This window comes from Bdellovibrionota bacterium (genome assembly GCA_035292885.1).
Classification (GTDB): domain Bacteria; phylum Bdellovibrionota_G; class JALEGL01; order JALEGL01; family DATDPG01; genus DATDPG01.
Genome location: DATDPG010000187.1, coordinates 49,157 through 64,876 on the forward strand (window position 1 = coordinate 49,157; position 15,720 = coordinate 64,876).

Annotated in this window: 17 protein-coding genes; 8 read left to right on the forward strand and 9 right to left on the reverse strand. The window is 55.5% G+C overall.

Annotated features, from left to right (window positions below; translation table 11 throughout):
* Positions 1-57: 57 nt before the first annotated feature.
* Together VI895_13560 and VI895_13565 are read left to right on the forward strand one after the other, a co-directional pair.
* A complete protein-coding gene (locus VI895_13560) occupies positions 58-1,068 on the forward strand; it encodes an NAD(P)H-dependent glycerol-3-phosphate dehydrogenase (GenBank protein HLG20826.1) in 1,011 nt (336 codons plus the stop codon).
* Between the two features lie 7 nt (positions 1,069-1,075).
* Positions 1,076-1,648 (forward strand): HD domain-containing protein, encoded by a 573-nt coding sequence (locus VI895_13565; protein ID HLG20827.1) that lies wholly within the window; start codon positions 1,076-1,078, stop codon positions 1,646-1,648.
* Here VI895_13565 and VI895_13570 read toward each other — a convergent pair.
* A complete protein-coding gene (locus tag VI895_13570) occupies positions 1,640-2,692 on the reverse strand; it encodes a hypothetical protein (GenBank protein ID HLG20828.1) in 1,053 nt (350 codons plus the stop codon). The genes VI895_13565 and VI895_13570 overlap by 9 nt on opposite strands.
* A gap of 95 nt (positions 2,693-2,787) precedes the next feature.
* Here VI895_13570 and VI895_13575 point away from each other — a divergent pair, with 95 nt between their 5' ends.
* Together VI895_13575 and VI895_13580 are read left to right on the forward strand one after the other, a co-directional pair.
* Entirely contained in the window at positions 2,788-3,807 is a 1,020-nt protein-coding gene (locus VI895_13575) for an aromatic ring-hydroxylating dioxygenase subunit alpha (protein ID HLG20829.1), read from the forward strand.
* A gap of 5 nt (positions 3,808-3,812) precedes the next feature.
* Entirely contained in the window at positions 3,813-4,571 is a 759-nt protein-coding gene (locus tag VI895_13580; GenBank protein HLG20830.1) for a class I SAM-dependent methyltransferase, read from the forward strand.
* Here VI895_13580 and VI895_13585 read toward each other — a convergent pair.
* The gene (locus VI895_13585; protein HLG20831.1) at positions 4,545-5,261 is read right to left on the reverse strand and encodes a dolichyl-phosphate beta-glucosyltransferase; all 717 of its coding nucleotides are present in this window, start codon (positions 5,259-5,261) and stop codon (positions 4,545-4,547) included. The genes VI895_13580 and VI895_13585 overlap by 27 nt on opposite strands.
* A 174-nt stretch (positions 5,262-5,435) precedes the next feature.
* On the opposite strand from VI895_13585, the gene VI895_13590 reads away from it, so the two are divergent.
* The 3 genes from VI895_13590 (at position 5,436) to VI895_13600 (ending at position 8,318) form a co-directional block, all read left to right on the forward strand.
* Positions 5,436-6,227, forward strand: a complete 792-nt coding sequence (locus VI895_13590; GenBank protein ID HLG20832.1) for a metal ABC transporter substrate-binding protein — start codon at positions 5,436-5,438, stop codon at positions 6,225-6,227.
* On the forward strand, positions 6,224-7,057 hold the full coding sequence (locus tag VI895_13595) for a metal ABC transporter permease (GenBank protein ID HLG20833.1): 834 nt from the start codon (positions 6,224-6,226) through the stop codon (positions 7,055-7,057). Before VI895_13590 ends, VI895_13595 begins: the two co-directional genes overlap by 4 nt.
* A gap of 151 nt (positions 7,058-7,208) precedes the next feature.
* Positions 7,209-8,318, forward strand: coding sequence for an ATP-binding protein (locus tag VI895_13600; GenBank protein HLG20834.1), 1,110 nt, complete (start codon positions 7,209-7,211; stop codon positions 8,316-8,318).
* A gap of 149 nt (positions 8,319-8,467) precedes the next feature.
* On the opposite strand, the gene groL is transcribed toward VI895_13600, so the two are convergent.
* The 7 genes from groL to VI895_13635 form a co-directional block, all read right to left on the reverse strand.
* On the reverse strand, positions 8,468-10,108 hold the full coding sequence (groL, locus tag VI895_13605) for a chaperonin GroEL (GenBank protein HLG20835.1): 1,641 nt from the start codon (positions 10,106-10,108) through the stop codon (positions 8,468-8,470).
* A gap of 12 nt (positions 10,109-10,120) precedes the next feature.
* Positions 10,121-10,408, reverse strand: a complete 288-nt coding sequence (gene groES, locus VI895_13610; GenBank protein HLG20836.1) for a co-chaperone GroES — start codon at positions 10,406-10,408, stop codon at positions 10,121-10,123.
* Entirely contained in the window at positions 10,405-10,686 is a 282-nt protein-coding gene (locus VI895_13615; GenBank protein ID HLG20837.1) for a zinc ribbon domain-containing protein, read from the reverse strand. The genes groES and VI895_13615 overlap by 4 nt, the downstream gene beginning before the upstream one ends.
* A gap of 90 nt (positions 10,687-10,776) precedes the next feature.
* Positions 10,777-11,619, reverse strand: a complete 843-nt coding sequence (locus tag VI895_13620; GenBank protein ID HLG20838.1) for a DMT family transporter — start codon at positions 11,617-11,619, stop codon at positions 10,777-10,779.
* 60 nt (positions 11,620-11,679) lie between these two features.
* Positions 11,680-13,809, reverse strand: coding sequence for a hypothetical protein (locus VI895_13625; GenBank protein ID HLG20839.1), 2,130 nt, complete (start codon positions 13,807-13,809; stop codon positions 11,680-11,682).
* A gap of 20 nt (positions 13,810-13,829) precedes the next feature.
* A complete protein-coding gene (locus VI895_13630) occupies positions 13,830-14,378 on the reverse strand; it encodes an AgmX/PglI C-terminal domain-containing protein (GenBank protein HLG20840.1) in 549 nt (182 codons plus the stop codon).
* 4 nt (positions 14,379-14,382) lie between these two features.
* Positions 14,383-14,799 (reverse strand): hypothetical protein, encoded by a 417-nt coding sequence (locus VI895_13635; GenBank protein HLG20841.1) that lies wholly within the window; start codon positions 14,797-14,799, stop codon positions 14,383-14,385.
* Between the two features lie 351 nt (positions 14,800-15,150).
* On the opposite strand from VI895_13635, the gene VI895_13640 reads away from it, so the two are divergent.
* Positions 15,151-15,606, forward strand: a complete 456-nt coding sequence (locus tag VI895_13640; GenBank protein HLG20842.1) for a hypothetical protein — start codon at positions 15,151-15,153, stop codon at positions 15,604-15,606.
* The last annotated feature ends 114 nt before the right edge of the window (positions 15,607-15,720 follow it).

Here is a 15,720-nt window from a genome sequence, read left to right on the forward strand (position 1 = left end):
TCGAATGTCCCCCGTCAACCTTTGACGACCGTCCGTCCCCCGCATAGACATGGATCCGTGCAAGCACGTATCACTATATTAGGCGGTGGAAGCTGGGGGACCGCTCTAGCGGAAGTTCAATCCCGCGCCGGCCACGCAGTCGTTCTTTGGGATCGAAACGAAACTCGGTCGAGGCAGGTTCAGCGAACGCGAATCAATGCAGCCTATTACCCCAACCTGGAACTTCACTCGGGAATCCGGATCGAGCTTTCGTTAATCAAGGCCCTGAGCGACGCGGATGTAATTCTCCTTGCCGTTCCTTCGCATACGGTTCGAGATCTCTTATCCAAAATAAAGTCCAGCCTCCCTCCCGAAACATTTCTCGTCTGCGCGGCCAAGGGCCTCGAAGCCGACACGTTGGACACGCTGTCCATCGTGGCTTCCGAGGTGTTGGGACAAACCTGGGTGCAGAACCATTATTGCGTGCTCTCCGGGCCCAGCTTCGCTCGGGAAGTTATTCGAAAGATCCCGACCGCTCTAACCGTGGCCGCGAACGACATCGGCACGGCGAGATCGGTGCAGGAAATTTGTCACACCGATACGTTCCAGCTTTTCGCCAGCGACGACGTAATCGGAGTCGAGCTGGCGGGCGCCTTGAAAAACGTCGTGGCCATCGCCGCGGGCGCGTCCGACGGCCTCGGGTTCGGCTTGAACGCCCGGGCCGCGCTGATTACGCGGGCGTTGGCGGAAATCACGCGAATCGGCGTCAAGAAGGGCGCGCACCCCCTCACCTTTTCGGGACTGTCGGGCCTTGGAGATCTGCTTCTTACATGCACGGGAGATCTCTCGCGAAATCGGCAAGTCGGTCTCAAGCTCGCCCAAGGGAAACCGCTCAAGACGATCCTCCGCGAAATAGGCCAGGTGGCCGAAGGGATCCGCACGGCCAAGGCGGCCCATCGCCTGGCTCAAGAAATGAAGGTCGCCGCTCCGATTTTGGAGGAGATCTACCTGACACTCTATGACCGGAAACCTTTGCGCCAGGCTGTGGCCGACCTCCTCGCGCGCGCACCGGAAGAAGAACGAGGTTAATCCGCACATGAATCTTACTCGGCAAAAAGCATGGGAACATCTCTGCGAATGGACGGAAACCGACTCCCTACGAAAACATGCCCGCGCCGTCGAAATCGTCATGCGGAAGGCGGCACACCGTTATGGAAGCGGTTCCCTGGATGAAGAAATGTGGGGAGTCGCGGGAATGCTGCACGATGCCGACTACGAAAGATGGCCCGCCGAACATCCGAACAAAATCGTCGCTTGGCTGCGCGACCAAAACGAACCGGAGATCGCTCATGCGGTTTCGGCTCACTATACGAAATGGAACGTCGCTTACGAATCTCCGATGGATAAAGCGCTCCTCGCCTGTGACGAACTGACCGGATTCGTCGTGGCCTGTTGCCTCGTCCGGCCCGAGGGGGTTCGAACGCTGGAGGCGTCGAGCGTTCGAAAAAAACTCAAAGACCGCGCGTTTGCGGCGAAGGTAGAACGGGAAGAGATTCGGAAGGGAACGGAACTCTTGGGCGTCGATCCGGCCGAGCACATTCAATTCGTCGTCGACGCGCTGAAGCCATTCGGCGACGAACTGGGGATTCAGGGGTCGGTCCTAAAGTAACTTGGCCCAGCCGGCTGCGGAGAGCTGGAGGAGAATCCCGGTCGATGTGGCCGATGTTCCGTCGGCTCCCACGGCCAAGGCAGCCGTAGACGATAACGATAATATTCCGTTCAGCTGAAAATCGGTCTCCGCGGGATTGGTTTGTTTGGTCCAGGTCGATCCGTCATACGAGAGGATTACGCCCTCCTTCCCGACGGCAAAGACCTGTGATCCGGACGTTCCGTGAACGGCGAGAAGATCCAACGACGTCGGGCTCGTCTGCTTGTCCCACGCACCGTTTGTACCGGCCGCCCGATGAAGAATCGTTCCCGCGTTTCCCACGGCGAAGAATTCGCCGCCGAGAGCGTCTCCCCACACGGCGTTCAGCGTGGCGTCCAGAATTCCCGTACCACTAACATCGACAGAGTCCCAATTGATTCCATTCGACTGCAGAACGGTCGCACGTCCGCCGACCGCCACGAAGAATGCCTGCGAATTCGTGCCGGCGATTCCCATAAGATGTTCTGTCGTCCCCGATGTTTGCGCTGTCCAGGATATACCGTCAAAGAAGAGAATCGTTCCTTCGTTTCCCACGGCGTACACTTTGCTTTTGTCCGTACCGAATACGGCATTCAGGTCTACCGTGGTCCCGGAAGTTTCCGACGTGAGGGCCGTGCCGTCGTACTTCACTATAGTTCCGCCGGGACCGACAAACCAAACGTTCGTCTCCAATGTCGACTGCCGGTCGCAATGGGCCGATCGGATGTCCACTTTGGTGCCGTCGAGAACGGTGAATGTGGATCCGTCCGAAGACGTCAGCAATTTTCCGCCGTTGCTCCCCGCATAAAGAACCCCCGAAAGGGTCTGACAGATGGAGGAGAGTGGATTCTCCAAGAGGGAGTTCGGTTCCGTTCCGGCACCTCCGGGCGGAAGTAAGTCAGCACCCCCTCCGGACGAGCCCCCGCCGCCTCCTCCGCTGGAGGTGCTGCTGACGGGACATCCGCTAAAAAGAAACAACGTAAGAAACAACGCTATGGAGACGGCTACCTTTTGACCCATGGACATAGATTAGCACGGCGATCCGCCGAATCGAATAAACCGACGATACATTCAACCTCGATCTTGAATCCGGGTCTAAGTTAGAATGCGCTCCGACACCCGTGAATCCTCCTCCCCATGACTGGTATATCGCATGCCGCTCGGATCGGCTTCGGCATCGTCCGCTGCCGATAACGATTCACGGTCAGCGGCTCGCCCTTTTTCGAACGGCGGAGGGAGTGCCCGCGGCCCTGTCCGACCGATGCGCCCATCGGAATGCGCCGCTTTCATTGGGCCGCATCCAAGGCAACCACATTCAATGCGGGTACCACGGGTGGGAATTTGATCGTTCGGGCAGCTGCCGCAAAATTCCGGGCCTTGCGGACATCGCCGGCACCAAGGGAAGAGACGTCCCTTCTTTTCGAGTCGCCGAACAGCAAGGTTACGTTTGGGTGCATTTGGGTCCGACGGAGGCTCCAAGCTCATCCCCGTTTCGATTCCCGGATATGGGAGACTCGAGTTACGGCTTAATTCGGTACCGGACCGTTTTCGACGCCCCCGCTTTTTATATTCTCGAAAATTTTCTGGATGTGCCGCATACCGCCTTTCTTCATCGCGGGCTGTTTCGCACCTCCGCAGGCCGAGCGATTTCCGTCACCGTCCGGCGCCTTTCCGATCGAGTGGAAGCGCGATACAAAGGCGAGCCCAAGCCAACGGGATTGATCGGTTCCCTTCTGGCTTCCGGAACCGGCGAAGTCACCCATGTCGACCGATTCTTTTCACCTTCGATTTCACAAATTGAGTACCGACTGGGCGAAAGTCACATCATCGAAACGACGGCGCTGACGCCCGAAAACGAGGGAAGAACCCGGCTCTTTATGGAAATCGTTTTTCGACTTCGGATTCCGAAAACTTTGGCCTTCCTCTTGGCGGGGCCGGTTCTATTTGGAATTCTTCGGCAGGACGCTCGGATCGTTTCCAGGCAGTATGAAAACGTACGCCGGTTCGGCGAGGAGAAATTTTCTTTCACGCCGATCGATGTTCTCGGACCGCATATTCTTGCGCTGTGGAAAAGTCAGACAAATGAGCGACTCTCGGCCGCCGCTTCGCAAATCGAACAGAGGTTGGAGATCGTCCTCTAAAAAATATGTCGCTATCTAGTAAAGAACGTGAACGTCTTGCCGAACATGAAGCGACGTACTGGTGGCATGTCGCCAAACGGAAATATTTTCGGGCACTCTTAGACCGCTTTCCCGTCGTGCTTTCCGCGAAAAGCCGGGTGTTGGATATCGGCGCCGCCGGAGGAAAAACACGCGAGCTTCTCCCTTCCGGAGCCCGTTTCTATCTTGTCGAACCGGAACTTCACCCTGCTTTTCGCTCGGTACCCGAGCTTCTGAAGATTGTGGCTCGCGGCGAAGCGCTTCCCTTTCGCCCTTCTTCATTCGATCTCGTCATCGCTGCGGACGTACTGGAACATGTAAAGGAGGACGAACGGATGGCCCGGGAGATCCGCCGTACGTTGGCGATGACGGGGTGGTTCCTGCTTTCGGTTCCCGCGTATCCGAGCCTGTTTTCCGCCAATGACGAGGCTTTGGGGCATTACCGCCGCTACACGACTGCCGGGCTCCGCAGGCTCCTCAGGGACTCCGGCTTTGTGATTCACTTTTCGTCGGCACTGTTCATGAGCCTGTTGCCCGCAGTCATTCTCCGGCGCATTCTAACCCCTGCTGGATCCCCTCAGCCGATCAGCAGTTATATCGAGGGACCGAACTGGTTCAACCGATGTGTCATTCGTTGGTTTGACTTGGAAGCAAAGTTGATTTCAAAATTTCGGCTTCCGCTCGGTTCGTCGCTCTGCGTTCTCGCGAAGCGTGATTTCTCAACGGTGCAGCCAACGAATCCGTAACGTATCCCAAAATATTCGTAGGCTGTCGCGAATTGGCTTGACGCGGCTTTGCGGGATGTGGCGCCACCGGACCGGCACTTCGACAATTTTAAATCCGTGCTTTTTCGCGATCCAAAGGAGTTCAGCATCGAACGCAAAATGATCCAGCTTTTGACGTGAAAAACAGAGTTCCGCCGCTTCTTGGCCGAAGAGTTTGAACCCGCATTGCGTGTCTCGAAACGAGAACCCCAGGATCCTTCGAACGATGAAATTGAAACACCGACCCATCGCTTCCCGCCACCAGGGCTGGTGAATTTCCAGAACACTCCCCTCAAGATCCCTGGACGCGATCACAATATGGCGGGGAGATTGGACGTACGGCAATAGTCGATCGAGCTCCTCGATCGGCGTGGCGTTGTCCGCGTCGGCGAACATCCGTATACGACCAACCGCGCGATCCATTCCCTCCCGCACCGCCGCTCCCTTTCCCCGATTCGTGGGCAAACGAGTCAGCTCCAATCGCAGAGCGGAATATTTCCTAGAAAGATCCTGTGCGCGGGCGTGTGTCCCATCCGTACTCCCATCGTCCACCAAAATAACCTGTGTATTCGGATGTCGATGGACGAGCGAGTCGAGCAATTTCCCGAGGCAGCGATCTAAACGTTCCGCCTCGTTAAACATCGGAACGACTAAAGAGAGTTCGGTTTCCAAATCTCGGACAAAATATCGATCTCTGCGGGCCGGCGCTAGAAATAGTGTCGACCGGACTCTAAGGATCTTGCACCGGTCGGAAATTTCCGAAATCTTTGGGATCTTTCTTCGGATTGGACGCTCGAATGGAACGGATTCGGAACGGGAGGGAAGAACCAGTTCAACGCCACGTCCGTGGCGCTGGGAAGTGATTTGGTTTTCAAATGGCGTCCCGCGGAAGGAGGAAAATACAAAGCGTGCATCTGGCAGACGGAATATATCTACGGCGACGTTCGAAATGATCCCCTCCGTGGGAAAATCGGCGGGATTGCCAGCTGGCTCCCGAGTATCCTGCGCGGAGCAAGAAATCCGAAAGTTATGCCGGGAAATCCGGGTTATCTCGAAATCGGCCCGTCGATCGAACCGCTCGAAGTGCACACCGGCGCAATCACGCGCGCGGAAGGAGACGTCCATCCGTTTGGAAATCCCCATTTCACTCTGGACCCGATCCGAGTTGGCAAAGCCGCTCTTTTGGTCGCCGAACGACTCGGCCAGATCGACACGCCCCATGCGGCGATTTATCTGGTCAATGCCGAGAAACTAAAAGGTCGGATGGAAGCCAAGAGCGCAACGTGGACCCAACGATTGGAGAAATCAAGGATCAAAAAAATCATCACGTATCACAAGACGCTCACGTATTTTCTGGACCGTTTTCACATCGAAAATCCCGCCATTCTCGAGCCCAAGCCGGGGATTCCCCCGACCAGCGGACACATTTTGGAAGTCATTCAGATCGTCCGGAATCAGTCGGTTCCATTGATTCTCATCGAAAATTATTTCGATCCGACCGTCACACATCGAATCGTGGAACAGGTCCCTTCGGTCCGCACGGCCATCGTTCCGGTCGCCGTCGGCGGAGCGCCCGGAATCAAATCTCTCGATGATCTGTATGAAACCCTGGTCGCAACGATCGAGGCGAAAAAATGACGGCGGCTGAATGGACGGAGGTTTTTCGCTTCCTCGCGGCACCGTTCGTCATGTGCCTGATCCTGGCGGGTATCCATTGTTACCTCGGCCTGCACGTCCTGGCCCGGGGAGTCATCTTCGTGGACTTAAGCCTCGCGCAAGTCGCAGCTTTCGGCGCGACGGTGGCCATCTTGTTCGGGTTCGAGCATCACGGGACGGCCACCTACTTTGTTTCGCTCGCCGCCACTTTTTTGGCCGCAGCGCTCTTTTCCCTTGCGCGCCGGCACGAAGAACTCTTCCCGCAAGAAGCCGTTATTGGCATCGTTTACGCCCTTTCTTCCGCTGCCGTCGTGCTCGTGGTCGACCGGGCGGCTCACGGCGCCGAGCACATCAAGGATCTTCTCGTGGGGCAGGTATTGTGGGTCACGTGGGGAGATGTCTTTCGGACCGGTCTGATTTACGGTGCCGTCGGAGCGGTGCATTTTATCTTCCGAAAACCGCTCATTCGATCCTCCTTCGAAAAAGGGGAACGCACGACGCCCTTCTGGGATTTTCTTTTTTACGCCCTTTTCGGCGTGGTGATCACCTCGTCCGTAAGTCTCGCGGGCATCTTGCAGGTGTTTGCTTATTTGATCGTCCCTTCGGTAGTGAGCACGCTGTTTTGTAAATCGATTCGAGCGCGCCTCCTTTTCGGGTGGACTCTCGGATTCTGTCTGAGCCTTCTGGGCATCGTCTTCAGCCACCGGTGGGATCTCCCGGCCGGAGCATTCATCGTTGTATGCTTTACGTCCCTGCCGGTGCTTCTCCTCCTTCTTTTGCCGTTGACAAAACTTCTAGCTCTCCGGAAATGAGGGCTCCGGCAGCCACCCACTTCGGAGGTAAATCAACCGGGCGAAGATCTCGTTCGATAGCACGGAAACGGTCGGGTCGCGTACGAATCGCCTAGTCAATTTACTCGCGAGTAAATTGACTAGGACATCAAAACGATCTATATTCAGGCTTGTGAATCGCTACCTGGAAAAATCGATCGCGCGGGATCTCCGGAAAAAAATGGTATTCCTGGGAGGGCCCCGGCAAGTAGGCAAAACCACGCTCGGGTTTCACCTGCTTTCCAGTAAGAAGAGTTACCTGAATTGGGATGTGCCGGAGCATAGGGAATCCATTTTGCGTCGTGAGTTCCCGCGCGGAAATCCCATTTTATTCGACGAAATTCACAAATACAGATCGTGGAGAAATTATCTCAAAGGATTGTATGACAATCCTGATTTTGGAAGGCAAATCCTGGTGACTGGCAGTGCCCGATTGGACCTGTATCGATACGGAGGGGATTCTTTGCAGGGAAGGCATTACTACTATCGACTGCACCCCCTCAGTTTTGCCGAATTAAGAATGAAAACCAAAGCGGACCTTTTCGGACTCCTCGAATTGGGGGGATTTCCGGAGCAATTTCTAAATACATCGCGGGTCGATTCCAAGCGCTGGTCCAATGACTATCGCACGCGCCTGATTCGAGACGACTTGCGTTCTTTGGAATCACTACAAGATCTTGGGAACATCGAGCTGATGATGCTCCGCCTCCCCTCGTTGGTAGGTGCTCCGTTGTCGCTCAATGCAATTCGAGAGGATTTGCAGGTCAGCCATCATTCGGTTCGACGTTGGTTGGATGCGCTTGAGCGGCTGTACGCATTCTTCCGGCTTCCTCCGTTTGGTTCGCCCAAAATTCGGGCTGTCAAAAAGGAACAAAAACATTACCATTTCGATTGGACGCTCGTTCAGGAACCGGGATTACGATTCGAGAATATGGTTGCCTGCCATCTGTTGAAATGGACTCATTTTCTCCATGATACGGAAGGCCAAAATCTGGAACTTCGGTATTTTCGGGATATCGACAAACGCGAGGTTGATTTCGCCGTATTGGAAGATTCTTCACCCATCCTGTTTTTGGAATGTAAATGGGCGGACGAGAAGCTGCATCCGGGGCTCTTGTACCTCAAGGAGCGGTTTCCTAAGACCCGATCGGTCCAAATCGCAGCTCAAGGTTCCAGGGATGTGGTGCACGCAAGTGGTGTTGAGATCATGCCCGCCGAAAGATTCCTAGCGACATTAGTTTAGAGCGCCAAATTGCCTGCCGGCTGGATCCGGGGCGAGTTGCACCTTCCATTGATTGCCCATGATGGGCGCACAAAAAAAAGGGCGCGGAGTTTTCTCCGCGCCCTGATTCTCTAGGCGGGGGACACCCTGCAGAGGGTGTCCCCTTCTCCTTAGTAGTCCATCCCTCCCATTCCACCCATTCCGCCGCCGGCGGGCATGCCCGGGGCCTTTTTCTCTTCGGGCTTTTCCGCCACGAGAGCTTCGGTGGTGATGAGCAGAGAGGCGACCGACGCCGCGTTCTGAAGGGCCGTACGGGCCACTTTGGTCGGATCGATAATGCCCGACTTCATGAGGTCCTCGTACTGCTCCGTCTGGGCGTTAAACCCAAACGCGCCGCTGCCGTTCTTCACCTTCTCCAGAGCGATGGAACCGTCGACACCCGCGTTCTGCGTAATCTGTCGAAGAGGCTCTTCGAGAGCTCGGCGAACGATGTCCGCGCCGTATTTCTCGTCACCCTTGAGTTTGAGGCTTTCGACCGCGCCGAGACAGCGGAGATAGGCCACGCCGCCTCCGGCAACCACTCCCTCTTCCACGGCCGCTTTCGTCGCGTGCAGGGCGTCCTCCACCCGGGCTTTCTTCTCTTTCATCTCGGTTTCGGTCGCCGCGCCAACGTTGATGACCGCCACGCCTCCGACCAGCTTCGCCAGACGCTCTTGGAGCTTTTCTCGGTCGTAGTCCGAGGTCGTTTCCTCGATCTGCGCCTTAATCTGCTTCACGCGTCCGTCGATGTCGGCTCGTTTGCCCGCGCCATCCACGATCGTGGTGTTTTCCTTGTCGATCGTGATTCTCTTTGCCCGGCCCAGGTCCTGCATCGTGAGGTTCTCGAGCTTTACGCCGAGATCTTCGGAGATGCAGCGGCCGCCGGTGAGCGTCGCGATGTCTTCGAGCATCGCCTTGCGGCGATCGCCGAAGCCCGGAGCCTTCACCGACGCGCACTTTAATGTGCCGCGCAGTTTGTTCACGACGAGCGTCGCGAGAGCCTCACCCTCAACCTCTTCGGCGATGATGAGCATCGGCTTTCCGCTCTGCGCGATCTTTTCCAGGATCGGAAGAAGATCTTTCATCGAGCTGATCTTCTTCTCGTGAATGAGGATGTAAGGATCTTCGAGCACCACTTCCATCCGCTCCGCATCCGTAACGAAGTATGGAGAGAGGTAGCCGCGATCGAACTGCATCCCTTCCACGATGTCGAGTGTGGTTTCCATCGACTTCGCCTCTTCCACCGTAATCACGCCCTCTTTGCCGACCTTGTCCATCGCTTCCGACAGAATGTCGCCGATGAGCGTGTCGCCGTTGGCCGAGACCGTGCCGATTTGCGCAATCTCTTTCCGTCCCGCGACGGGTTTCGAGATCCTTTTCAGTTCGTTCACGACCGCTTCCACGGCCTTGTCGATGCCGCGCTTGAGATCCATCGGGTTGCTGCCCGCAGCCACCATCTTGGAGCCATCCCGAAAGAGGGCCTGGGCCAAAACAGTCGCCGTGGTCGTGCCGTCACCGGCCGCATCCGACGTTTTCGACGCGACTTCCTTCACCATTTGAGCGCCCATATTCTCGAATTTGTCTTCGAGCTCGATCTCCTTCGCGACGGTGACCCCGTCCTTGGTGATAATCGGGCTGCCGAATGTCTTGTCCAACACTACGTTGCGTCCGCGAGGGCCGAGTGTGACCTTCACGGCATTGGCGAGAACATTGACGCCGTTCAACACTTTCTTCCGGGCGTCTTCGCCGAACATAAGAATTTTCGCTGACATATATGCCTCCGTTTACTCTAGGATCCCGAGAATCTCATCCTCACCGAGGATCAGATGCTCTTCGCCGTTGATTTTGATTTCGTTCCCGGCGTACTTCGCAAAGAGGACGCGGTCCCCTTTCTTCACGGCCATGGGCTGAATTTTGCCGTCCTTGAGACGTTTTCCTTGTCCTACGGCTACCACTTTTCCTTCCATCGGCTTTTCTTTCGCCGTGTCGGGAATAATAATTCCGCCCTTTGTCTTTTCTTCCTCCGTGATCCGCTTGATCAGAACACGGTCATGTAACGGTTTAATGGTCATGTAGCCTCCTTTTTTGAGGTGTCTTTGGTTTTTGAATCAGACTTACTTTCGGATGTTCCAGAAGTCGACGAGCCGGACTCAGACGCTTTGCCAGGTTTTGCACTGGCGTAGCCGTCTTTATACCAACCGCCCCCTTTCAGGTGGAATGCCGTAGAAGAAATTAGCTTTCGCACTTTCCCTCCGCACACTGGGCATTTCTGTAACGGTCGAGCCTTAACTTTTTGAAGCTCTTCAAACCGATGCCCTTTGGAGAGGCATTCGTACTCGTAAATCGGCATCCGTTAGAAAAAGTCTAATAATATTAATTGCCTATACCTGGTAATTGGCAGACACAGCGTCCACCTGCTAGCAGGCGAGGCGTACTTTAGTCACGGATGGACGGTTGTCAAGGAGGCTCTCCGCAGAAAGAGAGCCCTTGCGAGAATAGATCCCAAAATAATCGTCCCCCCAACCAGACACCACGGAGGCGGCCGTTCTCCCAAAAAGATCAGAACCCAGATTGGATTGAGGACCGGTTCGATAAGGGGGATCAGCATCGCTTCCATGGCCGTCACTTCTTTGATGGCTTTCGCGTATAAAATGTACGGCAACGCGAGCTGAAAAACCCCCATCGTAACCAAGATGGCCGAGCCTTTATGAGAGGGGCCCGCGTCGAAATAAGCCGGGATGGCGATCACGCCTGCGAGACAGTTTCCCCAGAAAATGGATTGAATCGGAGAAGCGTGCTTTTGTATCCGGAGAAGTAGCGCGAGCCATCCAAAACTGAAACCGCTGACGATGGCCAGGATGTTCCCCCACACGTTGCCGATCGATAGATCTTCCACGAAGAAGAGACCCATTCCCCCCAACGCGACGAAGATCGTAATCCAATCCAACTTCGTCGCCTTCTCCCCGAGAAACCACGGAGCGAACAAGGCCACGTAGATCGGCGCTGTATATTGCAGCAAGATCGCATTGGCCGCCGTCGTAAGTTTGTTCGCGATCACGAAGAGCACCACAGTGGAAGCGTAAGCCACCGCGCCCAGAAGTTCCGATCGGGAGCGCGTAAATCGGAGCGGCCGGCAAAAAACTGCGATTACGCAAGCGGCGATGGCGCTCCGGGCACCGGCGATCGCGAGCGGCGACCAATCGACCGATTTGATGAGAATACCCGCCGTGCTCCAAAGAGTCGCGGCCGTCAGAAGGAGAAACAGCGCACTCGATCGCCTCACGAATCAATTCCCTTATGGCGATGAATTTCCGCGGTCTTTATCCGTGGCTCTGATCTGAGATCAAGCGCGTCCCGTGTGCACGATGCTCTCTCGGAGCCGTGTTCGAAACATGACCATCGGCAAAAGGATTCCCGCCGTCACGAGCAGCCACCAAAGCAGCACAAAACTCCGGCTTACGATCAGCAAGCGGAACGGCAGTACGCCGTCCTTCGGAATCGACGTCTCACGCAACCAGAGGCTTTGCTCCTCGAACGGGATGATCCGAGGCACCGGAAGGCCTAAATAGGTCTCCTCCTTCGCGATCTTTTCCTCCATCACGACCGCCTCCTGGTCTAGGTCCGCCGTCGCAACAGGGCCGGCGCCGCCTGAAACGCTCTTGCCTTTCGTGGCGAACCTTGCGCTCGGCCGATAATCCATCCCTTCGGCCATGATTCGCGACGGCTCTGATCGGAATGCCCTGTCGTTCTTCTTCACATCTGTCGTGCTAAGTCCCACGAGAAGGATGCCACCCACTGCAATCGAACCGAATGCCATGACAGCGAATACCACCGCCCTCCATGGGCGGGTGAACTGCTGCAGGATGCACTCCCAAATAGCTCGGCGATAGCGCACGGCATACGCAACCGCCACCAAGACGAGAACCCAAACGAGGATGGGACCGAAAGCCAGACCGAGAAAGAAGAGCCCGGCCGAAGAGACCGACCTTGGCCACAATTCCCGCACGCCGAGATTCCGCAGCGCCGCATACCAGAGTAACGCAACGACGATCGCCCACAACATCAGAGGTGCGCTGAACCACGGCACCTGAACCTCTCCGAGTAGGTTTGCCGCCAAAATTTGGTGACGGTCCCCCAAGCGAATCTCCACATTGGCTTCGGGAAGCGCCGTCTCAGGTTTGACCAGTTTTTCGCGAAGGATTCCGAAGAACCGCGGCACGCGCGCCGACGGCTCATATTGAATTCGAAGATCGGTTGTGCCGGTCCTGAGCGGGAGAAAGAGCTCGTTCTTCTCCGTCTTGGCGAGGACCTGGGGAGTTCCGTCGGTGGAAGCGAAAAACGCCTTGCCGGGGAGACGGAATTGGAGACTCGGTTTCCCTTGATTTTGAAGCGTCCAATGCGCGTCGATCACGGCCTCTCCCTGTTCAGGCAAATGAATCAAATAAGATGAAGCTTGGCCGGTGTAACTGTCGGAAGCAAAGACTTCCCGAACTTTCGATTCCCATACCACCTCTTTCCCTTTTCCGATCAAGAATCCCATCGAAGCCTGGTACGAAGGACTCATTCCCGTTTGCTCTACGCTGATGCGTGGCGGCTCCTTCGAAAGTTTGAGTGCGACAAGCGGATGGAATTCCAGAAGAAGGTACTGCTCTTCGTTGTCGAACAACGGTACGAAACGATTCTGGGGTAGCTGCCCCGTCAGTGTGACCTGGGAGGATCCGGGCCGGAGTTCAAACACTGCTTCCTTATCGTTCAGCTCGTTCGCCAAATTGGTCTCGATTCGGCTGACGACTTCGTGGTTGAGGAGTTTCACCGGAAATCGCTTGGTCTCGGGATTCGGATTCTCAAAAGCGAGCGTATAGTGAAATCGGATCTGGTCTGTCGTCACGGTGAGCCTGTATCGGGGCGTTACGGCGATCTTCCCGTCCTGCGAACGGCGAGCCTGCATTGGCGCCTTTCGGGTCAAGAGCAATCGGAGGCCGCCCTGCTGGGAAACCTGCTCGGTCACGGAGGCATCGGTAATCGTGGCCCGGACATCCATGATCGACCGGCCAAACTGCAACGACACCGATTCCTGCTGCCCCAGAAGCAATTCACACGAACCGGCCAAACGGTCCGATTGGGGGAGAAGCGTGTAACCGCTCTCAGCACGGCTGATCAACGCATTTCCTTCACACCGACGCAGGCGAGTCGATTCGGCGAGCTGAATGAAATCAATTGCTGTCGGCGTACCGGACGACCGCCCACGAATCTGAAGCCGGAGTTTTCCATCCGCCAATCGGCCCGAAACCGCGACCTCTTCGATGATGGTGAGCGCGGGTCGCTTTTTCATATCTAAATACTCATGGTAGGTCTCGATCGGAATCGTGACGGTAGCGTGGTCTCCTGTTTCCGCACCGGCCGGCAAAACATGGCCTACCCAAAGGAGGCACATTGTGAGAACCAACCGACTAAGATTCTTTCCGCATTTCATAGATAGCTCCTTTGCGAAACTTATCCCGCGACACGAAAAAGGAAAGGAAAGATCACTTCCACTACGCCGCCGCTCGGGGTTGGAAAGCTCAGGCTTTCGATCGTCTGACGAACGCACTCTTCCACGTCCTGATTTCGAAGCGTCGATTTCCGGATAACCGATCGGCTGACCCGACCGTCCGATCCGATGATGAAGTTGCTGACAATTTTTCCCCGAAGGCCGGGTTCAATTTGAAGGGCCCGTTCATAACAGTAACGGATCCGCGGCAAGTGGTTGTCGATCACTCGCAGAATCGCTTCCCGGGGGAGATTGCCCATAAAAAACGTCTCGTCTGGCTCGAGCGAAGCCGTGATTTGCGTCTCCCGACTCTTCGACGGTCCGAACCCCAATGAACCGCGCTTGGATCCGCCCGGACCGGTTCCATGATCCAATAATCCTTCGCCGATCGATTCTGTGGTGGCTCCGCCTCCCGGGCCGTCTCCGCGGATTGCCTTTCCCTCGAGGCGCTCACGACTGTCCGGAAGACCGTACCTACGTTCCCGGGAAAGTGTAGCGTCCGCCTTTTCCAACTCCTTACGGTTTACGGTCCAAAAGATGGTCGAAAAGATTACGAGCGAGTGTCCGCTCCCGAAGAATTCCAAGTAAACCGGCGCTCTTTTCGTCCATCCGGTTTGGAGTCCGGGAGTAGATGTTACCTCGCGGCCGTTCGCCTTCTTTTCCCAGTGCACGTTTACCCGGATTACCGCTTTCAACTCCGAATTTTGAAATCGCAAAACGGACAAACGCTTCGGATGTTTGCGGCCGCACGGGTCTGGAAGAAAGATCTGAATGGGGAGAGGGCGATGAGAGAAGACGAACCGTTAACGGGGATGCCGCGGGAAGCATCAAGAGGACGGCGAAGATTGCAAAATGAAGGGCCTTCGAAACGAAAATCCAACGGATGAAGCTTCCGTCTATCCAGGCCGTCAGTTTCCGAGTTTGGATGTTCATCGCTCACTCCTTTTCCATTTCTCGCTCATGTTCAGGATACGAAAGGAGTGGCCGAGGATTGAAGCCCTCGGATCGTAAATGGTGATCAGCAGGTTTTACCTAGATTTTACAAAGGGAGAGCCGGAGAGAGACGATAAGACCATTTTAAAAGAGGCCCACATATCAAGGGTGACCCATGTTAGAATCGGGCGATGAAGAAAAGGAGGAATAAAAAGCGTAACCGGGACCCGGTCGCCGAGAGACTGTTTGAATCGGAAAAGCTCTTTCGAGAAGCGCGGGAGCTTACCCCTTATACGTTTCGCCCTTTTTGGAAGACATTTGATTCCTTTGCCGAATACGAGCGGTGGAGACATGCCCAAAAAAATCCCTGGTACCGATAACCGCGTCCTCTACGTCTGCAAGCTTCTCAATCGATATGAGGTCGATTATTTGGTCGCCGGCGCTGTAGCCGCTAATCTTCACGGAACCCTGCGGTCCACAAAGGATATCGATCTTCTGGTGCCGAAAAACCTCGAAAACATGAAGCGTCTCTTAGATGCCTTGTCAGAGCTTCCCTATGGGATCGCCAAAGACATCGATGCAGAAGAGATCGTCCACAAACCCTTCACCATTGTCGGCGACGACCCGCGCGTCGATATTCTAACTGTGGCCGGGAAAACAACTTACGAAAGGGCTCGAAGGAGGAAAAAAATCCGGAAGGTATCGGGAATCCCCATCCCCTACCTCGGCCTTTCGGATCTGATCGATTCGAAAAAAACGGGCCGGCCGCAAGACGAGGCTGATCTGCAGGTATTAATCAAGAAATGACTTCACTGCTGTCCAAAACAGGACAGGTTTAACGACTGACCCCGCATAGGAGAGCCTTTTCCGGGCGACATTTTGTGTTTTTCTGATCCGGGTCCCCCCTTACGCTGTTATCGG